Annotated in this window: 16 protein-coding genes; 1 reads left to right on the top strand and 15 read right to left on the bottom strand. The window is 72.4% G+C overall.

The genetic code is table 11. The features are described from left to right. Window positions 1-14: 14 nt before the first annotated feature. Window positions 15-878 carry an IS5 family transposase gene (locus RB614_RS32670; RefSeq protein WP_308711415.1) on the bottom strand — a complete coding sequence of 288 codons (864 nt, stop codon included), beginning with the start codon at window positions 876-878 and terminating at the stop codon, window positions 15-17. Between the two features lie 157 nt (window positions 879-1,035). Between RB614_RS32670 and RB614_RS32665 the strand changes: the two genes are divergently transcribed. Further along, window positions 1,036-2,880: a sigma-70 family RNA polymerase sigma factor gene (locus tag RB614_RS32665; RefSeq protein ID WP_308716540.1), complete on the top strand. Its 1,845-nt coding sequence runs from the start codon at window positions 1,036-1,038 to the stop codon at window positions 2,878-2,880. 773 nt (window positions 2,881-3,653) lie between these two features. Here RB614_RS32665 and RB614_RS32660 read toward each other — a convergent pair. From RB614_RS32660 to pucL, 14 genes are all read right to left on the bottom strand, one after another. After that, a complete protein-coding gene (locus RB614_RS32660) occupies window positions 3,654-3,878 on the bottom strand; it encodes a helix-turn-helix transcriptional regulator (RefSeq protein WP_308716539.1) in 225 nt (74 codons plus the stop codon). Beyond that, window positions 3,878-4,300 (bottom strand): hypothetical protein, encoded by a 423-nt coding sequence (locus tag RB614_RS32655; RefSeq protein WP_308716538.1) that lies wholly within the window; start codon window positions 4,298-4,300, stop codon window positions 3,878-3,880. Before RB614_RS32655 ends, RB614_RS32660 begins: the two co-directional genes overlap by 1 nt. Before the next feature lie 88 nt (window positions 4,301-4,388). Then, window positions 4,389-5,597: a D-mannonate dehydratase ManD gene (manD, locus tag RB614_RS32650; RefSeq protein ID WP_308716537.1), complete on the bottom strand. Its 1,209-nt coding sequence runs from the start codon at window positions 5,595-5,597 to the stop codon at window positions 4,389-4,391. Between the two features lie 18 nt (window positions 5,598-5,615). Further along, on the bottom strand, window positions 5,616-6,161 hold the full coding sequence (locus tag RB614_RS32645) for a hypothetical protein (protein ID WP_308716536.1): 546 nt from the start codon (window positions 6,159-6,161) through the stop codon (window positions 5,616-5,618). A 23-nt stretch (window positions 6,162-6,184) separates the two neighbouring features. Continuing rightward, window positions 6,185-7,222, bottom strand: a complete 1,038-nt coding sequence (alc, locus tag RB614_RS32640) for an allantoicase (protein WP_308716535.1) — start codon at window positions 7,220-7,222, stop codon at window positions 6,185-6,187. Further along, window positions 7,219-8,511, bottom strand: a complete 1,293-nt coding sequence (gene allB / locus RB614_RS32635; RefSeq protein WP_308716534.1) for an allantoinase AllB — start codon at window positions 8,509-8,511, stop codon at window positions 7,219-7,221. The genes alc and allB overlap by 4 nt, the downstream gene beginning before the upstream one ends. Next, a complete protein-coding gene (locus tag RB614_RS32630; RefSeq protein ID WP_308716533.1) occupies window positions 8,501-9,658 on the bottom strand; it encodes a DUF6986 family protein in 1,158 nt (385 codons plus the stop codon). Before RB614_RS32630 ends, allB begins: the two co-directional genes overlap by 11 nt. Window positions 9,659-9,739: 81 nt before the next feature. Further along, a complete protein-coding gene (locus tag RB614_RS32625; RefSeq protein ID WP_308716532.1) occupies window positions 9,740-11,266 on the bottom strand; it encodes a ferredoxin in 1,527 nt (508 codons plus the stop codon). An 8-nt stretch (window positions 11,267-11,274) separates the two neighbouring features. After that, complete coding sequence (locus RB614_RS32620; protein ID WP_308716531.1) at window positions 11,275-13,236, bottom strand: MFS transporter; 1,962 nt, start codon at window positions 13,234-13,236, stop codon at window positions 11,275-11,277. A 343-nt stretch (window positions 13,237-13,579) separates the two neighbouring features. After that, window positions 13,580-15,793, bottom strand: coding sequence for a xanthine dehydrogenase subunit D (gene pucD, locus RB614_RS32615; protein WP_308716530.1), 2,214 nt, complete (start codon window positions 15,791-15,793; stop codon window positions 13,580-13,582). Beyond that, window positions 15,790-17,124: an 8-oxoguanine deaminase gene (locus RB614_RS32610; RefSeq protein ID WP_308716529.1), complete on the bottom strand. Its 1,335-nt coding sequence runs from the start codon at window positions 17,122-17,124 to the stop codon at window positions 15,790-15,792. Before RB614_RS32610 ends, pucD begins: the two co-directional genes overlap by 4 nt. Next, a complete protein-coding gene (locus RB614_RS32605) occupies window positions 17,121-17,564 on the bottom strand; it encodes a (2Fe-2S)-binding protein (RefSeq protein WP_308716528.1) in 444 nt (147 codons plus the stop codon). Before RB614_RS32605 ends, RB614_RS32610 begins: the two co-directional genes overlap by 4 nt. Next, window positions 17,561-18,409 (bottom strand): FAD binding domain-containing protein, encoded by an 849-nt coding sequence (locus tag RB614_RS32600; RefSeq protein ID WP_308716527.1) that lies wholly within the window; start codon window positions 18,407-18,409, stop codon window positions 17,561-17,563. Before RB614_RS32600 ends, RB614_RS32605 begins: the two co-directional genes overlap by 4 nt. Then, complete coding sequence (pucL, locus tag RB614_RS32595; protein ID WP_308716526.1) at window positions 18,409-19,263, bottom strand: factor-independent urate hydroxylase; 855 nt, start codon at window positions 19,261-19,263, stop codon at window positions 18,409-18,411. Before pucL ends, RB614_RS32600 begins: the two co-directional genes overlap by 1 nt. Window positions 19,264-19,266: the final 3 nt, after the last annotated feature.

The following is a 19,266-nucleotide window of genomic DNA, read 5'->3' as shown; positions in this document are numbered from 1 at the left end:
AGAGGGCATCTGATCTATAACTGACAGATAATGTCCGTATTTGTTGGGGTGGTGCGCCACGTCGATGTTGATTCTCCGGTTAACCGCCGGGACATGTTGTCGATCATTGCCCAGAGAATCATCGTCCGGGATCGGGCCGGGTCGGCCTCGTAGTCCCGGACCAGCCGGCGATGAAGCATCAGCCAGCCCAAGGTCCGCTCGATCGCCCACCGCTTGGGTTGCGGTTTGAACCCGCGCTGGTCGGGATCCTTGGTCACCACCACGACATCGATGCCGTGTGCCGCGCCCTGGTCGATGACGCTCTGCTTGTAGCCGGCATCCACCCACACCCTGACCACATCTGGTCGGTGGGCGGCGAGCTCGTCGACCACGTATCGGCCGCCGGCCGTGTCGTGCACACTCGCCGCAGTGACCAACACGACCAGCAGCAGGCCGAGCACGTCTGTGGCGATGTGCCGTTTCCGGCCCTTGATCCGCTTGCCGGCGTCGATTCCTTGCGATGACTCTGGAACATTGTTGGAGGTCTTGACCGTCTGCGCGTCGATGATCGCCGCGCTGGGCTCCTCGGCCCGCCCGGCGGCCCGCCGCACCCTGCGGCGCAGCGCCTCGTGGATCGCTTCAGTCGTGCCGTCCTTTTCCCACAACGCATAGTAGTGGTAAACCGTCTTATGTGGAGGGAAGTCGTGCGGCAGGTACTCCCATGGAATCCCGGTCCGGTTGATGTACAGGACCGCGTTCACGATCTCGCGTAGGTCATGTTGTATCGGCGCTATCCCCAACCCGACCCGGTCCGCCCGCCACCGCGTCAGGATCGGCTCGATCAACGCCCAGCGCGCGTCGGACAGGTCGGTTCGGTACGGGCGTCGGGAAGCGGTCACCCACGTGCTGTACCAGACCAGATGGACTACGTGTGGGATGTTGTTTTCGAATACATCGTCGCGCCTATACCAAATTATCCCGTATTGAGATCAGATGCCCTCTAAGGAAGGGTCGGCACCGGCACGCGTGGCGTGCCGCGGAGAGGGAGGCAGGCGGATGTCCCGTACCGGTCGGGCCACACCGGACGCCGCGCTGGTCAGCGCGGCGCAGCAGGGCGGCGCGCAGGCGCTCGACGCGCTGGTCGCCGCCTCGCTCCCGCTGGTCTACAACATCGTCGGGCGCGCGCTGCGCGGTCACGCGGACGTCGACGACGTGGTCCAGGAGACGCTGGTACGGGTGGTGCGCCACCTGCCCGACCTGCGTGACCCGGGCGCCTACCGCCCCTGGCTGGTGGCGATCACGATCCGGCAGGTGCGCGACTGGGAGCTGCACCGGCGCACCACACCCGCCCGGCCGGTGGGCGTCGAGGCGATGCACGACGTACCCGATCCCGGCCCCGACTTCGCCGACCTCACCATCGCCCGGCTCGGCCTGACCGACCAGCGGCGCGAGGTGGCCGAGGCGACCCGCTGGCTGGACGCCGACGACCAGGAGCTGATCGCGCTCTGGTGGCTGGAGGAGGCGGGCGAGCTGGAGCGCTCCGACCTCGCCGGCGCGCTCGGCCTCTCCCCGAACCACGCCGGCGTGCGCATCCACCGCATGAAGGAGCAGATCCAGACCGCCCGCACCGTCGTGCGCGCCCTCCGCGCGCGGCCCGCCTGCACCGCCCTCCGCTCGGTCGCCGCATCGTGGAACGGCAAGCCGGACTCGCTCTGGCGCAAGCGGCTGGCCCGGCACGTGCGCGACTGCGGCACCTGCGCGCCTACCTCCGGCGACCTGGTGCCGATCGACCGCCTGCTCGCCGGCATCTCGATGCTGCCGGTGCCGGCCGCGCTCGCCGGCAAGCTGTCCGGCCCCGCGGCGTTAGCGGCCAAGGCGGGTGCGGCGACGGCGAAGGTCGCGGCGGCCGCCGGTACCGGCAGCGGGCTCGCCGTGCCGGTCACCGCCGCGGCCACCGTCGTCGTGCTGGTGACCGCGACCCTCATCGGGGTGAAGCTCAACCGCTCCCCCTCGCCCGAACCGGCGGCCAATCCCCTGCCCGCGGCGGTGGCACCGGCTGCCTCGCCCACGCCGGCGCCAGCGACCACCAGACCGCCCGCCACACCCACACCGACGCCCAAGGCCCGCAGCACCACCAGGGCGCCCGCCGCGCCCCCGGCCGCCACGTCGCCGAAGAAGGGGGTCGCGGTGTGGAACTTCAACGGCGTCAGCCAGGCCCTCGCCAGTTCCACGGCGAGCTGGTACTACACCTGGAACCCGCGCCACGAGGGCGTCACCACCCCGCGCGGCGCGCAGTTCGTGCCGATGATCTGGGGCACCAAGGACGTCAACGACTCGGCGCTCGCGGCGGCCAAGGCGGCCGGGCCGTACCTGCTCGCCTTCAACGAGCCCGACATGGGTGGCCAGGCCGACATGAGCGTGGAGCAGGCGCTCGACCTGTGGCCCCGGCTCCAGGCCACCGGCAGCAAGCTGAGCAGCCCGGCGGTCGCGTTCGGCGGGGCCGACCCGGGCGGCTGGCTCGACCGCTTCATGTCCGGCGCCAAGTCCCGCGGCTACCGGGTCGACTTCGTCGCCCTGCACTGGTACGGCGGCGACTTCGACACCTCCAACGCGGTCGACCAGCTCCGCCGCTACCTGCGGGCGGTGTACGACCGGTACGGCAAGCCGATCTGGCTGACCGAGTTCGCGCTCATCGACTTCTCCGGCGGTGGCGCCCGCTTCCCCAGCCAGGCGCAGCAGGCGGCGTTCGTGACGGCGGCGGCCAAGATGCTCGGCGGCCTCTCCTTCCTGCACCGGTACGCCTGGTTCGGCCTGCCCGCGACCGACAAGGACCAGTCCGGCCTCTTCCGCACCGGCACCACCCCGACCGCGGTAGGCCGCGCCTTCGTCGCCGCCCGCTAGCGGCGCGAGCCCGGCCCGGGCGGCATGGGTGATCGTGCCGGCAACCTCGCGCCGCGGCGGGTCCGGGTGAGCTTGTCCGGCCCGGACGCGTCCGGGCCGGGCCGGCCATACAGAGCTTCCGGAGTCGGGGTGATGGGCTGTGATGACATAGCAAACCGGCACGCCGATACCTGGCTGGCGATCGACATCGGGTCGCGGAGTCAGATCGTGGTAACTAGGTGCCCCCAGAGGGGCACTGAAATACCACGATCACCCGCACCGCCCGGTTTTCGCGTGTCCGGCTCCGCGGGGTCCCCGGGGAAACGTCTTCTTGGGCTGCTCTCCCGCGGGCACCGCTACGGCCGGCGACGAGCTGGCGCTCGCCGAAACCCCGGCCTCCGCTGCCGGCCCCGCGACACAAGCCCACCCCAGTGGGAGCACAGACGGGGCAGCTCCAGAGCTTCCCGCACACACATCCGCCCGCCCGCCGGCGCGGTGGTGAAAGGGTGGTGGACACACAGACCCCGGACGGGCCGCCCTGCCCACAGGGGCCGGGGTGAGATCGCCGACCGCGCAGGGTGAGACGCGGGAACCCCGCGCACCGGTCTGGGCCACGACGGACGTCGCGGTAGCCCAAGCTACTTGGGCAGGCGGCCCCGCAGGTCGTGGACGCGTAGGGTGAGGGCCGACCGCCACCGTGTGCCGACAGGTTTGGCAGGGGTTCACGGACGCACGGATCCTCCCCGCTCACCGAGACTCTCCCGCGATCGACTCAGCTGAATGGAGTGGACTGTCTACTCGGTCTCGTCCGGGTATTGGAAGACCTCGTCGAGCGAGACCTTGAAGACGCGGGCGATGCGGAAGGCCATCTCCAGCGACGGCGAGTAACGTCCCTGCTCGATCGCGATGACGGTCTGGCGGGTGACGCCGATGCGGTCGGCGAGGTCGGCCTGGGTCATCTCGCCGTGGTTGAAGCGCAGGGTGCGGATCGAGTTGGTGACCCGGGTGGGCTTGACCATCAGAAGCCCCGCCGGTATGCGACGATCTTGGCGACCGACGAGCCGAAGGCGGCCAGGCAGAATGCGAGGTAGAGGGCGTTGGCGATCCAGAAGTAGTCGACCTCGGTGATCGCGAGCACCAGCGGCACCAGCGCGGCGAGGCTCATGACGTGAAAGCCGACCCACTCGCCGATACGGTGGATCTGGTGGTCGCGCTCGTCCTTCTTGTCCACGTCTCCGCGGCGGGAGAACATGCCGGCGACGATGTTGGCCACGATGTTGAGCACCATCGCGGCGACGATCGCGGTGATCAGGGGCCGCACGTACGCCACGTCGGCGACGTCGGCGTCGGCGAGCCGCCGCAGGACCACTACCACGTAGACCACCGGCACGACGACCGCGATCGCCGCGTAGATCCACGCCCGCTTCTCCTCGAAGGACATGCCGACAAAGGTAAAGCGGACCAGACATCATGTCAAGTATCTTTAACGCAGCTGGGGCGCGGGCCCACGCCCGGTAGGCCCGCGCCGGTCACCAGCTGTGCAGCGTGCCGTCCTCGAGGCGGCTCACCGGCAGGGCCGCCGGCTTGTACGGGTAGCGCGCCGCCAGCTCCTCGTCGATGTCGACGCCGAGCCCGGGCTCCTCGGAGGGGTGCAGGTAGCCGCCCTCGAACCGGTACGTGTGCGGGAAGACCTCGTCGGTCACGTCCGCGTGCGGCATGTACTCCTGGAGCCCGAAGTTGGGGATGCTGATGTCGAGGTGCAGCGCCGCCGCGAGGCAGACCGGCGACAGGTCGGTGGCGCCGTGCGAGCCGCTGCGCACGTGGTAGAGGGCGGCGAGGTCGAAGATCCGCCGCAGGTGGGTGATGCCGCCCGCGTGCACCACCGTCGCCCGTACGTAGTCGACGAGCTGCTCGCTCACCAGCTGCTGGCAGTCCCACACGCTGTTGAAGACCTCGCCCACCGCGATCGGCGTGGTGGTGTGCCGCCGGATCAGCCGGAACCCCTCCTGGAGCTCGGCCGGCACCGGGTCCTCCATCCAGGTCAGCGCGTACGGCTCAAGGCTCCTGCCCAGCCGCGCCGCCTCGATCGGCGTGAGCCGGTGGTGCACGTCGTGCAGGAGCTTGAGGTGCGGCCCGAACTCCTGCCGCACCCGCGCGAACACCCCCGGCACGTGGTCGAGGTAGCGCTCAGTGGACCAGACCGTCTCGGCGGGGACGGCGGCGCTGGCCGGCTCGTAGACGCCCGGGCCGGTGTGCACGCCGTACACATCGGAGAGTCCGGGAATGCCACTCTGCACCCGCACCGCCTTGTAGCCCCGCCGCACGAAGTCGGCCACCCGCTCCAGCACACTGTCCACTGTGTCCGCGCTCGCGTGCCCGTACACCGTGACGCCCTCGCGCGACCGCCCACCAAGCAGTTGGTAGACGGGAAGGCCGGCCACCTTGCCCTTGATGTCCCACAAGGCGGTGTCGACCGCGGCGATCGCGCTCATCGTGACCGGCCCGCGCCGCCAGTAGGCTCCTTTGTAGAGGTACTGCCAGGTGTCTTCGATGCGGGCCGCGTCCCGCCCGATCAGCAGCGGCACGACGTGCTCGCTCAGGTAGCTCGCGACGGCCAGCTCGCGCCCGTTGAGCGTGGCGTCGCCGACGCCCGTCACGCCCTCGTCGGTGACCAGCTTCAACGTGACGAAGTTGCGGCCGGGGCAGCTCACGATCACCCGGGCGTCGACGATCCGCACTCGACGTCCTCCCTCGGATCAGGCCCTGAATTTCAGGCCGAACTCCGACCCGAGCTGCCGCAGCGCCACGGGATCCCCAAAGACGAACTGCGGCCCGAAGTCGGCATCGTCGATGTCGACGCCGCACCATCGCGCGGGTGAGCCGGCCGGCACGAGTTTGGAGATGCCCATGGTGAACTCCATCGTCGCGCTGAACTCCTCCTCCTCTTCGTCGTCGTGCGGGATCCGCCACTCGCGCGGCTCCCCGTTGCAGCGAAACCGCAGCAGGTGGTCGCCGTCCTCGTCGTCGACCAACTCCACGTCGGTGACAGTGAGCAGGCCGCGCGTGCGGGCGGCGATCCGGTCCAGCTGTTCCCGGTACAGCTGGTCCTCGAACTCACACACGCCGCGGAAGGTCTTGTAGCCGATGTCGTACCAGATCTCGAGGGCGTCGAGCACCCTGAGCACCGCCTGGCCGTCGGACTCGGCGAAGTAGTCCAACGTCTGGTCCAGCGGGACCTCCCGGCCGAGGGCCGCCGCCGCCTCGGCGTCCACGAGGCCGAGCTCGACGACGCGCTCGGTCACCTGACGGATAGTCAATGTGGACATTACTGGATGTCACCTCTCCTGGAAGATGTGGTCGTGGCTCGCCAACGGGCGGACAGCGCGGCCCGGGCATCTTCGGTGAGCTCACCGTACAGGCGGAGCCGGGCCATGCCGCCGTCCGGGAAGACGTCCAGGCGTACGTGGGTGGCGGCCTGTGGCACCGGCGAGACCGGGAAACGATGACGGGTGTCGGGCTGGAGCCGGGTGCGGGGCAAAATATCAAACCAGGCGGCCGGATCGTCTATATCGGACGTGCGGGCGTCCACGCCGCGCAGGCTGGCGGCGCCCGGCGCGTTGCCCTTGAAGTGGCTGGTGTCCAGCTCGGCGATGCGCACGACGCCCGGCGCGGCCAGCTTGACCAGCACCCAGTCGTTGCCGCCGTCGCGGCGGCGGGCGGTCTCCCAGCCCTCCCCCATCACCCGCGCGAGGCCGGGTGCGATCAGGCGGTGCGGCGGGCCGTAGAACATGTTGCTGCACTCGACCACCTGCCCGCCGTGCTCCATCGCGGCCAGGTCGAGCACGCCCGGCAGCAGGGCCGGGTCGGGCACCACCTCCCCGTGTACGCGCAGGCGGGCCACGCCCCCGTCCGGGTAGATGGTGAGGCGTACGTGGGTGCAGCGGTACGGTTCGGTCACCTCGAACTCGTTGCGCGTGTCCCCGGCGAGCGGTGACCTCGGCACCAGCGGGGCCCACGGCGCGGACGCCAGCTCGGCCGGGCCGGGGTAGCCGTCGACCGCCACGCCCTCGACCGACGCGTGGGGCGGGTAGTTACCGGTGAAGAACGCGGTGTCGACCACGACGCCGCGTACGATGCCGGGCGCGCCGAGCCGGACGATCGCGTGGTCGTGCCCGGGCTCGCGGCGCCGGCGGGTCTCCCAGCCGTCGTAGACCTGGCCCTTTGGCCCGAACGTCTGCGCCTGGAAGCTCGGCGGCGCGTCGGTGACCAGGTTGTCGCCGGCGGCGAAGAGCTCGTCCGAGACGTACGGCACGCCGCCGCCCAGCGACCGGGCCGCGAGGTCGGGCAGCAGCCGCCAGCTCATGCCTCGCCCCGGGACAGCAGGCGGCCACGCGGGGTCACACCGTCCACAATGGTGCCGCGCAACCAGGTGGTGCGGACCTTGCCCAGCAGGGCGCGGCCGTGGTACGGGGTGACCGCGTGCCGGTGCCGCAGCCGCCCCGCGTCGACCACGAACGCCGTGTCCGGCTCGAAGGCGACCAGGTCTGCGTCGCACCCCAGCGCGATGCGCCCCTTGCGGGTCAGGCCGGCGATCTCGGCTGGACGGGCGGCCATCCAGCGCACCACGTCAGACAGGCCGAAGCCGCGCACGGCCGCCTGGGTCCAGACCACCGGCAGGCCGAGCTGGAGCGAGGCGATGCCACCCCACGCGGCCGCGAAGTCGCCGGTGTCGGCGCGCTTCAACTCCGGGGTACAGGGTGAGTGGTCGGAGACGACGCAGTCGATCGCGCCGCTCGCCAGCCCCTGCCACAGCGCGTCGCGGTTGGCCGCGTCCCGGATCGGCGGGCAGCACTTGTACTCGGTAGCACCCTCCGGCACCTCCTCCGCGCTCAGCGTCAGGTAGTGCGGGCAGGTCTCCACCGTGACGTTCGGAGTGTCCACGATGGAGGGCAGGGCCGCGGCGGCGGAGAGGTGCAGCACGTGCAGCCGCCGGCCGGTCTCGCGGGCCGCGGCCACCACCGTGCCGACCGCACCGGTCTCCGCGCTCGGCGGCCGCGAGGCGACGAAGTCGGCGTAGTGCGGCGAGGCGGCGGCCGGTGCGATGGCGTCCGGGTCCTCGGCGTGTACGACGAAGAGCGCGTCCACGGCGGAGAGCGCCTTGCGCAGCTGGGCCGGCGAGAGCGGCGGAAACTCCGGCACGCCCGAGTCGACCAGGAACGCCTTGAAACCGAAGACCCCGGCCTCGTGCAGCGCCGGCAGGTCGGCCGCGTTGCCCGGAATCGCACCGCCCCAGAAGCCGGTGTCCACATGGCACTGCCCGGTCGCGGCGGCCCGCTTGACCGCCAGCGCCTCCACGTCGACGGTGGGAGGCAGTGAGTTGAGCGGCATGTCCACGATGGTCGTCACGCCACCGGCCGCGGCGGCGCGGGTGGCGGTGGCGAAGCCCTCCCACTCGGTGCGCCCCGGCTCGTTGACGTGCACGTGGGTGTCGACGAGCCCGGGCAGGAGCGCCACGTCGCCGAGGTCGACTCCGTCGACCCCCTCGTAGGGCCCGATCGCCGCGATGCGCCCGTCCGACACGCAGACCGAGGCCGGCCGCTCCCCGTCGGGCAGGACCGTCCGCCGCGACCGCACGATCAGATCAAAGCTCAACGTCCGCCTCCGAGGGGTCGAGCGCACCACAGTGGACACCGCGCGCCAGGAAGCCCTCCAGCGCCCGGGCGGTCGCCGGCTCGTCCAGGATCCCGCCGGAGCGGCGCTCCCGGTACGCCGCGAGGCGGGCGCGGGCGGCGGGTGCCCCGTCGCGGAAGAACGCGTACGTCGCCGCGAAGCGGGTGGGCAGCTGCGCCGGGTGCAGGTCCCAGCCCTGGTAGAAGCCGCGCTCCAGCGAGCGGCGCACCAGGCGGGAGTGGAGCGCCCAGGCCGCCTGCACGGCCGCGGTGTCGCCGACCGGGAGCACGTTGGTGGAGCCGTCGGAGAGGCGTACGCCGGTGCCGGCCGCCGCCACCTGCATGACCGCCTTGGCGTGGTCGGCCGCCGGATGCTCGAGGCTCTGCTGCGCGGCGGCGATGCCGAGGCCGGCGCTGTAGTCGTACGTGCCGTAGTGCAGCCCGGTCAGCCGCCCCTCGGCCGCCCCGATCAGCCGCGCGACCGTGGCCCGCCCGTCCGCGCCGAGCACCGCCGGTGCCGTCTCCACCTGCGCCTCGAAGCGGAGCGCCCGGGCCGGCAGCCCGTACGCCTCCTCAAGCCGTCCACACAGGACCGCCATCGCGGCGACCTGCTCGGGTGCGCTCACCTTGGGCAGTGTCACGACGAAGCCGGGCGGCAGGCCGCCGTACCAGAAGAGGAAGACGGCCAGCGTGCGGACCGCGCGCTTTCGGGTGGGCGCCTCCAGGCTCTTGACCCGCAGCCCCACGAACGGCGGTGCCGGACCGTCGCGCAGTGCCGCGGCGGCGGCGACCGCGTCGGCGTCCTCGGTGGCGTCGTCGCGGATGCCGTACCCGTCCTCGAAGTCGATCCGCAGGTCTTCGATCGGCTCGCGCTCCAGTTTGGACAGCACCCGCTCGCGCAGCTCCTCCCCGAACGGCAGCGGCGGGTGTGCCGTCAACGCCTCCCGCGCGGCCGCCCCCCACTCGTGGAGCAGGGCGGGGTGCATCCGGTCGGCCGGCACGTACACGGTGTGCACCGGCTGCCGGCCGCCCGGGTCGCCCGGGTAGCGCTCCGCCAGCGCCGCGTCGACCCGGCCGAGCAGGTCGTCCAGCTCGGCGAAGACGGAGTCCAGAAAGGAGTCGGGATGCACTAGTCGATCAGCTCATACGCCGGCACCGCCAAGCGGGCGAGCGGCTCGCTGGGTATCTCGGTCACGTAAGCACGGTAACCTCTACCGCAGCGGTTTGGACGGCCTCCGCTTGGGTTCCTTCGTCTTGCCGCGCTTGCCGCCCGGCGTGACGCCGGTGAGCCGCAGCGCGAGGCCCGGGCACATGTCGACGGCCCGCCGGGCGTCCGCCTCCAGCCAGGCCGGGACGGGGGTGTCGGCGATCGCCGGGTACCCGTTGCCGTCCAGCCGGATCAGCTCGGGCACCAGGTGGGCGCAGAGCCCGTGCCCGTCGCAGCGGGTCCAGTCCACGACGAGCTTGCCGACGCCGCCGGCCGTACCCTCGGTCTCCGGCGAGCTGGAGAGCGGGAGCACGCCCTTGACCCGGCGCCCGCAACCCTCGCTGTACGCGTGGGTGGCGATGTCTTCGGCGAAGACCTCCAGCGCGGAGAGCGCGAAGCGCGAGGTGCCGTCGGGGTGGCTGCACGCCCCGCGACCCTTCACCACGCTGGCCGCCGCGCGCACGGCAGCCGCGCCGCCACCGCCCTGGACCAGCTTGGAGACGGTACGCGCGAGGTCGGGCAGGCCGAGGCGGCAGGGGCCGCACTGGCCGGCGGACTCGGCCGCCATGTAGTGCATGACCCGCTCCACCTCGCCGAGCGGGCAGGTGTCTTCGGGCAGCGGGACCATGATGCCCGCGCCGAGCGTGCCGCCGACCTCGGTGAGGCTCTCCCGGGAGATCTCCGCCCGCGACGCCGCCTCCGCAGTGATCCACTTGCCGTGGTACCCGCCGAGGAGCAGCCCCTGGCCGGGGGTGGTCCCGCACATCCGCAGGACCTCCTTCAGCGGTACGCCGGTCGGCGCCTCCACCACGCTCGGCTTGCCGTTGGCGGTGATGGTGAGCAGGACGGTGCCCGGCTCCTTGCTGGTCCCGACCGCGGCGTACTCGCGCGGCCCGATGCTCGCCGCGAACGCGAGCTGGGCGTACGTCTCGGCGTTGGAGAGCAGCGTGGGGAGCCCGTCGACGCCGGAGTCGCTGGACCGGATCTTGCGGCCGGGCGGGATGTGCGCCTCGCCGTTGATGCCGCGGACCAGCGCGCCGCCCTCGCCGGAGATGAACCGGTGGGGTACGCCGACGATCCGGGTCGGCGCCGGCATCCGCCGCTCGGCGAGCGCCCGCCGCAGCGACTCGTGCCCGACGTGGTCCTTCTCCACGCCGATCACGATCTCGTCGGCCTCGAGCGCCCAAGCGGCGAGCGAGGCGCCGTCGAGGATGAGGTGCGGCGCGCGGGCGAGCAGCACCTTGTCCTTCCACGCGGCCGGCTCGCCCTCGGTGGCGTTGACGACCACGACGATCGGCTTCTCCTGCCGCATCGCCGAGTCGATGACCGCCTTGACCTTGCGGGCGAACGGGAACGCCGCCCCGCCCCGCCCGGTGAGCTTGATCTGTTCGGCGAGGGAGATGAGCTCCGCGCTCGACATCGGGCGCAGGTCACCGTGCATCTGCTGGTGGTCCCACAGGTCCAAGCGCCCGAACTGTTCAAAGCCCGCGGTCAGCCGGGCCGGGCCGGCGCGACCGACGGCCGGAACCATCCCTCCACTCACCTCCCATACCCTTCCCTCGGTCGAGTCCAGTAGGCACCGTTGTCCATGTCCTCACCGCCCGCGGCGCGGCGGCCACGGCGGGACCGGGACCGCTGCGACGGCACCGGGTCCACCGCCGGTGGGTACGGGCCGGGGCGGTCGTACCCGGGCTCCGAGGCGTACTGGATCGGGCCCTCGTCGTCTTCGCCGAGGCTGTGCCGGCCGTCCTCGCGGCGGCTGTGCCGCGACTCCTCCGCACGCGACGAGCGCGAGCGGCGCGAACGGCGGGGCGAGTCCTCGTCGGTGACCAGGCGGAGCGCGGCCCGGCGGGGACGCTCGTCCTCGTACCGGGGCTCGTCGTACCGGCTCTGGTCGTAGCGCGGCGCCGGACCGGAGACCGGCTCGCGGCTCTGGTCGTAGCGCGGCGCCGGACCGGAGACCGGTTCACGGCTCTGGTCGTAGCGAGGTGCCGGACCGGAGACCGGCTCGCGGCCCTGGTCGTACCGGCCGACCGGGGCCGACACGGGGTCGATGTCCGCGTACCGCTCGTCGGCCGGCGAGGTCCACCGCTCGTCGCGCGCCTCCGCCCGGCGCCGGCCGCCGCTCGGTTCGCCGCGGCCGTACCGCTCGCGCTCCGGCTGCGGGGCGGGCGCCGGCGACGAGGGCGCGTAGGCACCGGAGACCGGGCCGTACCCGGAGACCGGCTCGTCGCCGCGCAGGCTCTCGTACCACTCGCGCTCGGTCGCCTCGGCCTCGTCCTTCTTCCCGCTCTTGGAACGGCGGCGCCACTGCGTCGCGCTCCGCTTGTCCTCCGAGCGCGAACCCGACCGGGACGCCCGCCGCTCCTGCTGGCGCAGGTCGTCGAGGCGCTCGCCCACGTCGACGCGCTCCCGGCGGGCCGGCGCCCGCTCCAGGACGCGCCGCTCCTCGGCCCGCTCGTCCATCTGCTCCAGCCGGGAACGCCGCGCCTCTTCCCGCTCGGACCGCCCCGACCGGGACGCCCGCCGCTCGCCCGGCGAGACCAGCTCGTCCGGTGCCCGCTCCTCCTCGCGGGGGCGGCGCGGCTCGGGCGGCATCGCGTACCCGACGCGGGTTTCCTGCTCGTCGCGCTCGCGCGGCGGGCGGGCGGTGGTCATCATCCGGGTGGCGGTGTTCTCCAGCTCGTCGTCGCGGATCGCGCGCTGCTCGCGGGTCGAGCTCATCAGCCCCTCCCGGAACCCGCCGTCGGTGACCCGCGGGATGATCGCGGTCTCGACGTTGACGCCGACCGCGGACGGCCCGGTCTTGCCGGTGGTGCGGCGGCCGAGGCTCACGTACACCCGGACCAGCAGCGCGATCAGCACGCCGACCACGCAGGCGGCGTAGCTCAGGATCACCCAGGTGGCGGCCGGCCGGCCGGCGTTGAGGCCGTGGCCGAGGGCGGCCGGCCAGGCGACGTAGGAGGTGGCGTGCAGGGTGCGCCACATCCACGGCTTGCCGCTGCCGGCGAAGCGCGCCCGAATCAGGCCGGTCCAGAACGTCGTGATCATCAGGTAGCTGGCCACCGTGCCCAGCCCGACGTAGATCGGGTCGAGCGGGTTGGCGAACGGCACGAACGGGTCGATCACCGTCGCCGACCCGGACAGCACCTTCATCGCGATGTGCAGCCCGAGGAAGACCATCGCGATGATCGCCGTCGCCCGGTGCAGGCCCTGGAAGAAGACCCGATGACCGATCTTCAGGAAGAAGCGGTCGGTGGCGACCAGGCCGCACATGACCGTCAGCGAGAGCGACACCAACGTGACCACGCCGGCGAAGAAGTTGAGGAACGCGTACACGTACACCGAGGCCAGCGCCCCGCCGAACGTGCTGCTCGCGGCCCACATGGCCAGCGCGACGAAGATGACACCACCGAGCAGCGGGAGCCGCGGAAGCTTCCGTTTCGTGCCGGTCGTGCTACTCGTCGTCTCCACCGTTCCCGTGTCTTCGTCGCGTTCCACGGAGCGCTCTTCGTACTTCCGCTTCAGCAAGACTTACCGACCTTCCGCAACCTAGTGACTTGCCCTTCACCCGGTCCGATCGCGCTCACTGCATCGGGTGCTCACCTCGCTCCACGCAGACGTCTCCGCCCCACGTGTACGTACCGGGGGTCGTGCTTGGTTGAACCGAGTTTGGAGATCCTGCGTGTCTTAAGGGACGCATAAGGGGGCGCTAACCGGGCGCTGCGGTCCGAAACCGCCGGTACATCTCCCGGCCGCCGTTCCCACCAAACGTAGATACGGATCTAGAACGTTTAGGGCGCCATATCAGCCCTAAACGTTCTAGATCCAACGCGGGTCGGCGTCAGGTGGTGATGTGTTCGGGGCGGATGGGGACCCTGGCCAGGGCCTTGCCGGTCGCGGCCCGTACCGCTGCCACGATCGCGGGCGTGGAGGAGATCGTCGGGGGCTCGCCGACGCCACGCAGGCCGTACGGGGAGTGCGGGTCGGCCAGCTCCAGGACATCCACCGACATCGGGGGCATGTCCAGAATCGTCGGGATCAGGTAGTCGGTGAAGGACGGGTTGCGGACCACGCCGTCGACGATCTGGATCTCCTCCATCAGCGCCAGCCCCAGCCCCTGCGCCGTACCCCCGTGGATCTGGCCCACGACGGCGAGCGGGTTGACCGCTTTGCCCACGTCCTGCGCGGTGGCGATCTCCACGACCTTGACCAGGCCCAGCTCCACGTCGACGTCGACGGTGGCCCGGTGGGCGGCGAACGCGTACTGCACGTGGGCATCGCCCTGCCCGGTCTTCGGGTCGATCGGGTACGTCGGGCGGTGCCGCCACTCCACCGTCTCCTCGACCGGCTCGTCGCCGATCGCCTCGGCCAGGTCGGCCACGACGACGCCGGCCGCGTTGACGAGCTTGCCGCCCACCACGTCGGTGGCGCCCGCCACCCGGGACAGCAGCGTGGCGCGGACGGCCTGGCACGCCGCCCGCACCGCGCCACCGGTCACGTACGTCTGGCGGGAGGCGGACGAGGAGCCGGCGCTCCCCACGCTCGTGTCGGCCGTAGCGACCGTGACCCGCTCGACGCCGAGCTCGGTGCGGGCGATCTGCGCCTGTACCGTCACCAGGCCCTGCCCCACCTCGGCGGCCGCGGTGTGCACCAGCGCGGCCGGCTCGCCGCCGACCAGCTCCAGCCGCACGCGGGCCGTGGAGTAGTCGTCGAAGCCCTCGGAGAAGCCGACGTTCTTGATGCCGATCGCGTAGCCGACGCCGCGCACCACGCCCTCGCCGTGGGTGGTGTTGGAGACGCCACCGGGCAGCTCGCGCAGGTCCGGCGTGGACGGTGGCGGCGCTGGGCGGGACCGGACCCGGGCGAGCAGCGAGGCGACCGGCGCCGGGCCCTCCACCACCTGGCCGGTGGGCATGCGGGAGCCGGTGGTCAGCGCGTTGCGGATGCGCAGCTCGACCGGGCTCATGCCGAGCGCGGCTGCGAGCTTGTCCATCTGCGACTCGTACCCGAAGCAGGCCTGCACCGCCCCGAAGCCGCGCATCGCCCCACACGGAGGGTTGTTGGTGTAGTACACATCCGCGACCATGTCCACATTGGGCACCTCGTACGGGCCGATGCCGAGCGTGGCCGCGTTGGCCGCCACGGCGGTGGAGCTGGAGGCGTAGGCGCCACCGTCGAGCACGATGCGCGCCCGCACGTACACCAGGTCGCCGTCCCGGGTGGCGCCGTGCTCGTACCGCAGGGTGGCCGGGTGCCGGTGCACATGGCCGTAGAACGACTCCTCGCGCCCGTACACCATCTTGACCGGCTTGCGGGTGTGCAGCGCGAGGAGGCTGGCGTGCACCTGCATCGACAGGTCTTCGCGGGCGCCGAACGCGCCACCCACCCCGGCCAGGCTGAGCCGCACCTTCTCCTCGGGGAGCCCGAGGCAGGCGGCGACCTGCTTGCGGTCGACGTGCAGCCACTGCGTCGCGACGTACAGGTCGACGCCGCCGTCCTCGGCCGGCACCGCGAGCCCCGACTCGGGGCCGAGGAACGCCTGGTCCTGCATGCCGACCTGGTACTCGCCGGTGACCACCACGTCAGCCGTCGGGTGTGGATCGCCGGTGCGCACCGGTACGCGGCGCAGCAGATCGCCCTCCTCCGGGTCGGTGACCGGCGGCAGCTCCAGGTAGTCGACGGCGATGTGCCCGGCGGCGCGGCGGGCGGTCTCCGGGTGGTCGGCGGCGACGATCGCGACCGGCTCACCCTGGTAGCGCACCTCGTCCATGGCGAGCACCGGCTGGTCGGCGATCTCCAGGCCGTACCGCTTGGCGCCCGGCACGTCCTGGTACGTGAGGATGGCGTAGACCCCGGGCAGGGCGAGCGCCGCGGTCAGGTCGATGCCGCGGATCTCCGCGTGGGGATACGGGCTGCGCAGCGTCGCACCCCACAGCATGTCCTCGTGCCACAGGTCGGAGGAGAAGGCGAACTCGCCCCGCACCTTCAGCGTGCCGTCCGGGCGGCGCGGGCTGGTGCCGACGCCGTCCAGCACCGAGACGTCCACAGTGGTCATTTGACGAGCCTTTCGTGCGCGCGGACGCCGCGGCGGGCCAGCTCCCGGGTGTCGGCGGTGCGCAGCTCGCCCCGCTCGACCACCGGCCGCCCGCCGACCAGCAACAGCTCCACAGTGGCGGGTGGGCCGAACACCAGCGCGGCCACCGGATCGTCGATGCCGGCGTGGCCGAGGTCGTCGATCCGCCACAGCGCCACGTCGGCGAGCTTGCCGGGCTCCAGCGAACCCAGCTCGCCGGCCCGCCCCAGGCAGCGCGCCCCGCCCATCGTGCCGAGCGACAGGGCCTGGCGGGCGGTGAGCGCCTCGTGGCCACCGCGCAGGCGCGCCGCGTACAGGGCCATGCGCAGCTCCGCGCCGAGCTGCCCGCCCTCCTGCGAGGCGGCGCCGTCGACGCCGAGCCCGACCGGGGCGCCGGCGGCCAGCAGGTCGGGTACGGGTGCGACGCCCGCGCCCAGCCGCGCGTTGGAGCTGGGGCAGTGCGCCACGCCGGTACCCGTGGCGCCGAAGCGGGCGACCGCCTCGGCGTCGAGGTGCACCGCGTGCGCGAGCCACACGTCGCCGCCGAGCCAGCCGAGCCGGTCCGCGTACTCGACCGGGGTGCAGCCGAACTTCTCCCGGCAGTACTCCTCCTCCTCGGCCGTCTCGGCGAGGTGGGTGTGCAGCCGTACGCCGCGGCGGCGGGCCAGCGCGGCCGACTCGCTCATCAGCTCCGCGGTGACCGAGAACGGCGAGCAGGGCGCCACCGCGATCCGCACCATCGCGCCCGGCGACGGGTCGTGGAAGCGGTCGATCGCCTCCTCGGTGGCGGCGAGCGCGGCCTCGGTCTCCTCCACGACCTCGTCCGGCGGGAGCCCGCCGGCGGAGGCGCCGAGGTCCATCGAGCCGCGGCACGGGTGGAAGCGCAGCCCGATCTCGCCCGCCGCGGCCACCTGCGCCGCCATGATGTCGCCCACCCCCGAGGGGTACACGTAGTGGTGGTCCGTGCTGGTCGTGCAGCCGGAGAGCGCCAGCCAGCCGAGCCCGGCCGCGGACGTCGCCGCCACCACCTCCTCGTCGAGGCGGGCCCAGACCGGGTAGAGCTCCGTCAGCCAGCCGAAGAGGTTTTCCTGCTGGGCGAGGCCGCGGGTGGCCCACTGGTACAGGTGGTGGTGGGTGTTGACCAGGCCGGGAGTGGCGAGGCAGCCGGTGCCGTCGACCCGCTCCCCCGCGCCCGGGTAGCGGCCCGGGCCCACCGCGACGATCCGGTCCCCGTCGACGGCGACGTACCCGGTGGCGAACTCCGTGCCGTCCGCGTCCACCGTCGCGACCGCACACCCCTCGATCACGATCATTGGGCCGCCAGCCGCACCGCGTCGAGGATCTTCTCGTACCCGGTGCACCGGCAGAGGTTGCCGGCCAGCGCCTCGCGGATGTCCGGGTCGCTGGGCTTGTCGGCGCGGGCCAGCAGGTCGTGCACCGCCACCACGAGCCCGGGCGTGCAGAATCCACACTGGACGGCACCGGCCGCCAGGAACGCCTCCTGCACCCGGCCGAACTCCAGCCCTTCCACCGTCACCACGGCACGCCCCTCGGCCTGCCCCGCGGCGACGAGGCAGGAGCAGACCGGCGTGCCGTCGAGGTACACCGTGCACGAGCCGCACTCCCCCTGCTCGCAGGCGTTCTTGGAGCCGGGCAGGCCGAGCCGCTCGCGCAGCACGTAGAGCAGGCTCTCCCCCGGCCATACGTCGTCGGCCTGGCGCTTTTCGCCGTTGACCGTGCAGTTGAGCCTCATCGCGACCCCTCCCAGGCCCAGGTGAGCGTGCGGCGGGCGAGCACCGACAGCGCATGCCGCCGGTACGCCGCCGTGCCCCGTACGTCGTCGATCGGTGCGGCGGCGGCCGCGACCAGGCGCCCGAACTCGGCGGCCACCGCCGGCGGCACGGCCCCGGGCGAGTCCCAGTCCAGCGACGCGGCCAGGAACGCCTCGGCCGCCGGCGCGCGCACCGGGGTCGGGGCCGCCGAGCCGATGCCGGTGCCGACCGTCCGCCGCTCCCGGTCCAGGGTCAGCGCGAACGAGCACACCGCGATGACCATCGCGTTTCGGGTGCCGATCTTCGCGAACTGGTCTCCGGTCCGGGCGGGGCGCATCCAGAACGCGGCGATCAGCTCGTCCGGCGCCAGCACGCTCCGCTTGGGGCCGGTGAAGAACTCGTCGACCGGTACCCGCCGCACGCCGCGCACCGAGGCGAGCTCGATCTCGGCGCCGGCCGCCAGCAGCGGCGGGTGCGCGTCGCCGGCCGGGGACGCCGAACCTAGGTTGCCGCCGACCGTGCCGCGGTTGCGGATCTGCGGCGAGCCAACCGTGCGCGCCGCCATCGCGAGCCCGGGCAGCCGGCCGCCGAGCTCCTCGATGATCCGCCGGTACGGCACGCCGGCGCCCACCCGCAGCAGGTCGCCGTCGCCGCCCCACTCGGTGAGCGCCGCGACCCGGGTCAGGTCGAGCAGCGCGGGCGGGCGGCGGCGGTCGAAGTTGAGCTCGACCATCACGTCGGTGCCGCCGGCGATCGGCACGGCCTCGGGGTGCGCGGCCTTGGCGGCCAGCGCCTCCTCCCATGTGGAGGGTCGCAGGAAGTCCATCAGAACGCTCCGTCGTACGAGGGCGCGTCGGACCTGCGGACTGTGCCTTCGATCAGCCCGTATGGACGGTCGGCCGCGACGAAGACCTCGTTGGGGTTGTCCAGCCCGAACGGCGACAGGTCGACCAGCAGGTGGTGCTTGTTGGGTAGCGCCAGCCGCACCTCGACCACCTCGGGGCGCTCCTCCAGCGCGCGCCGCCCCATCGTGTAGAGCGTCTGCTGCAGCGAGTAGCTGTAGGTCTCCACGAACGCCGCGACCAGCGCCGCCCGCACCCCCGCGTACGAGGCGGCCCAGTCCACTGTGGTCGACGCGAAGCGCCACCGGGCCGACACCGCCGTCGCCAGGACCCGGTCCTTCGTCTCCGGCAGCGTCGTGTACGGGTCCTTCACGTACCCCCAGAACTCCGAGTCGGTCGAGTTGAGCAGCACCAGGTCGGCGAGGCCGGCCACCACCCACTCGCCGGCACCGTCCACGGTGACCGTGGCGGTACGGGTCTCGGCGCCGTCGCGCTGAAACGAGTGCGGCCCGAGCCGGTGCCACCCGTACTGTTCGATGTGGACGCGGGCACTGTGGACGGTGGGCTGCGTCGCGACGAAGTGGCGGGCCAGCCGCAGCCCGAAGTCTTCCGGCTGGTCGATGCCGTGCTCCTTGGCGAAGGCGTACACGGTGTTCTTCTGGGTGTCGGTGGGGAGTACGCCCGCGTTGTCGCCGGAGACGTGGGTGGCGTCGAGGTCGCCGGAGAGCGCCACGCTCACGTTGAGGTCGCGCAGCTCGTGCCGCTCGCCGTCGCGCACCACCCGGACGACGCGGGTCTCCGCCTTGCCGTACCGGTTGGGTCCCAGCACGATTCCCATGGG

The sequence above is a fragment of the Phytohabitans maris genome (assembly GCF_031085175.1).
GTDB lineage: Bacteria > Actinomycetota > Actinomycetes > Mycobacteriales > Micromonosporaceae > Phytohabitans > Phytohabitans maris.
The sequence above is the reverse complement of the archived record's forward strand: the minus strand, read 5'-3'. Positions and strand labels throughout refer to the sequence as shown.

Excerpts from the sequence above, each read along its gene's own strand:
- RB614_RS32665 (WP_308716540.1), top strand. The coding sequence starts at position 1,036 with ATGTCCCGTACCGGTCGGGCCACACCGGACGCCGCGCTGGTCAGCGCG.
- RB614_RS32660 (WP_308716539.1), bottom strand. The coding sequence starts at position 3,878 with ATGGTCAAGCCCACCCGGGTCACCAACTCGATCCGCACCCTGCGCTTC.
- RB614_RS32655 (WP_308716538.1), bottom strand. The coding sequence starts at position 4,300 with ATGTCCTTCGAGGAGAAGCGGGCGTGGATCTACGCGGCGATCGCGGTC.
- alc (WP_308716535.1), bottom strand. The coding sequence starts at position 7,222 with ATGAGCTGGCGGCTGCTGCCCGACCTCGCGGCCCGGTCGCTGGGCGGC.
- RB614_RS32625 (WP_308716532.1), bottom strand. The coding sequence starts at position 11,266 with ATGGTTCCGGCCGTCGGTCGCGCCGGCCCGGCCCGGCTGACCGCGGGC.
- pucD (WP_308716530.1), bottom strand. The coding sequence starts at position 15,793 with ATGACCACTGTGGACGTCTCGGTGCTGGACGGCGTCGGCACCAGCCCG.
- RB614_RS32610 (WP_308716529.1), bottom strand. The coding sequence starts at position 17,124 with ATGATCGTGATCGAGGGGTGTGCGGTCGCGACGGTGGACGCGGACGGC.
- RB614_RS32605 (WP_308716528.1), bottom strand. The coding sequence starts at position 17,564 with ATGAGGCTCAACTGCACGGTCAACGGCGAAAAGCGCCAGGCCGACGAC.
- RB614_RS32600 (WP_308716527.1), bottom strand. The coding sequence starts at position 18,409 with ATGGACTTCCTGCGACCCTCCACATGGGAGGAGGCGCTGGCCGCCAAG.
- pucL (WP_308716526.1), bottom strand. The coding sequence starts at position 19,263 with ATGGGAATCGTGCTGGGACCCAACCGGTACGGCAAGGCGGAGACCCGC.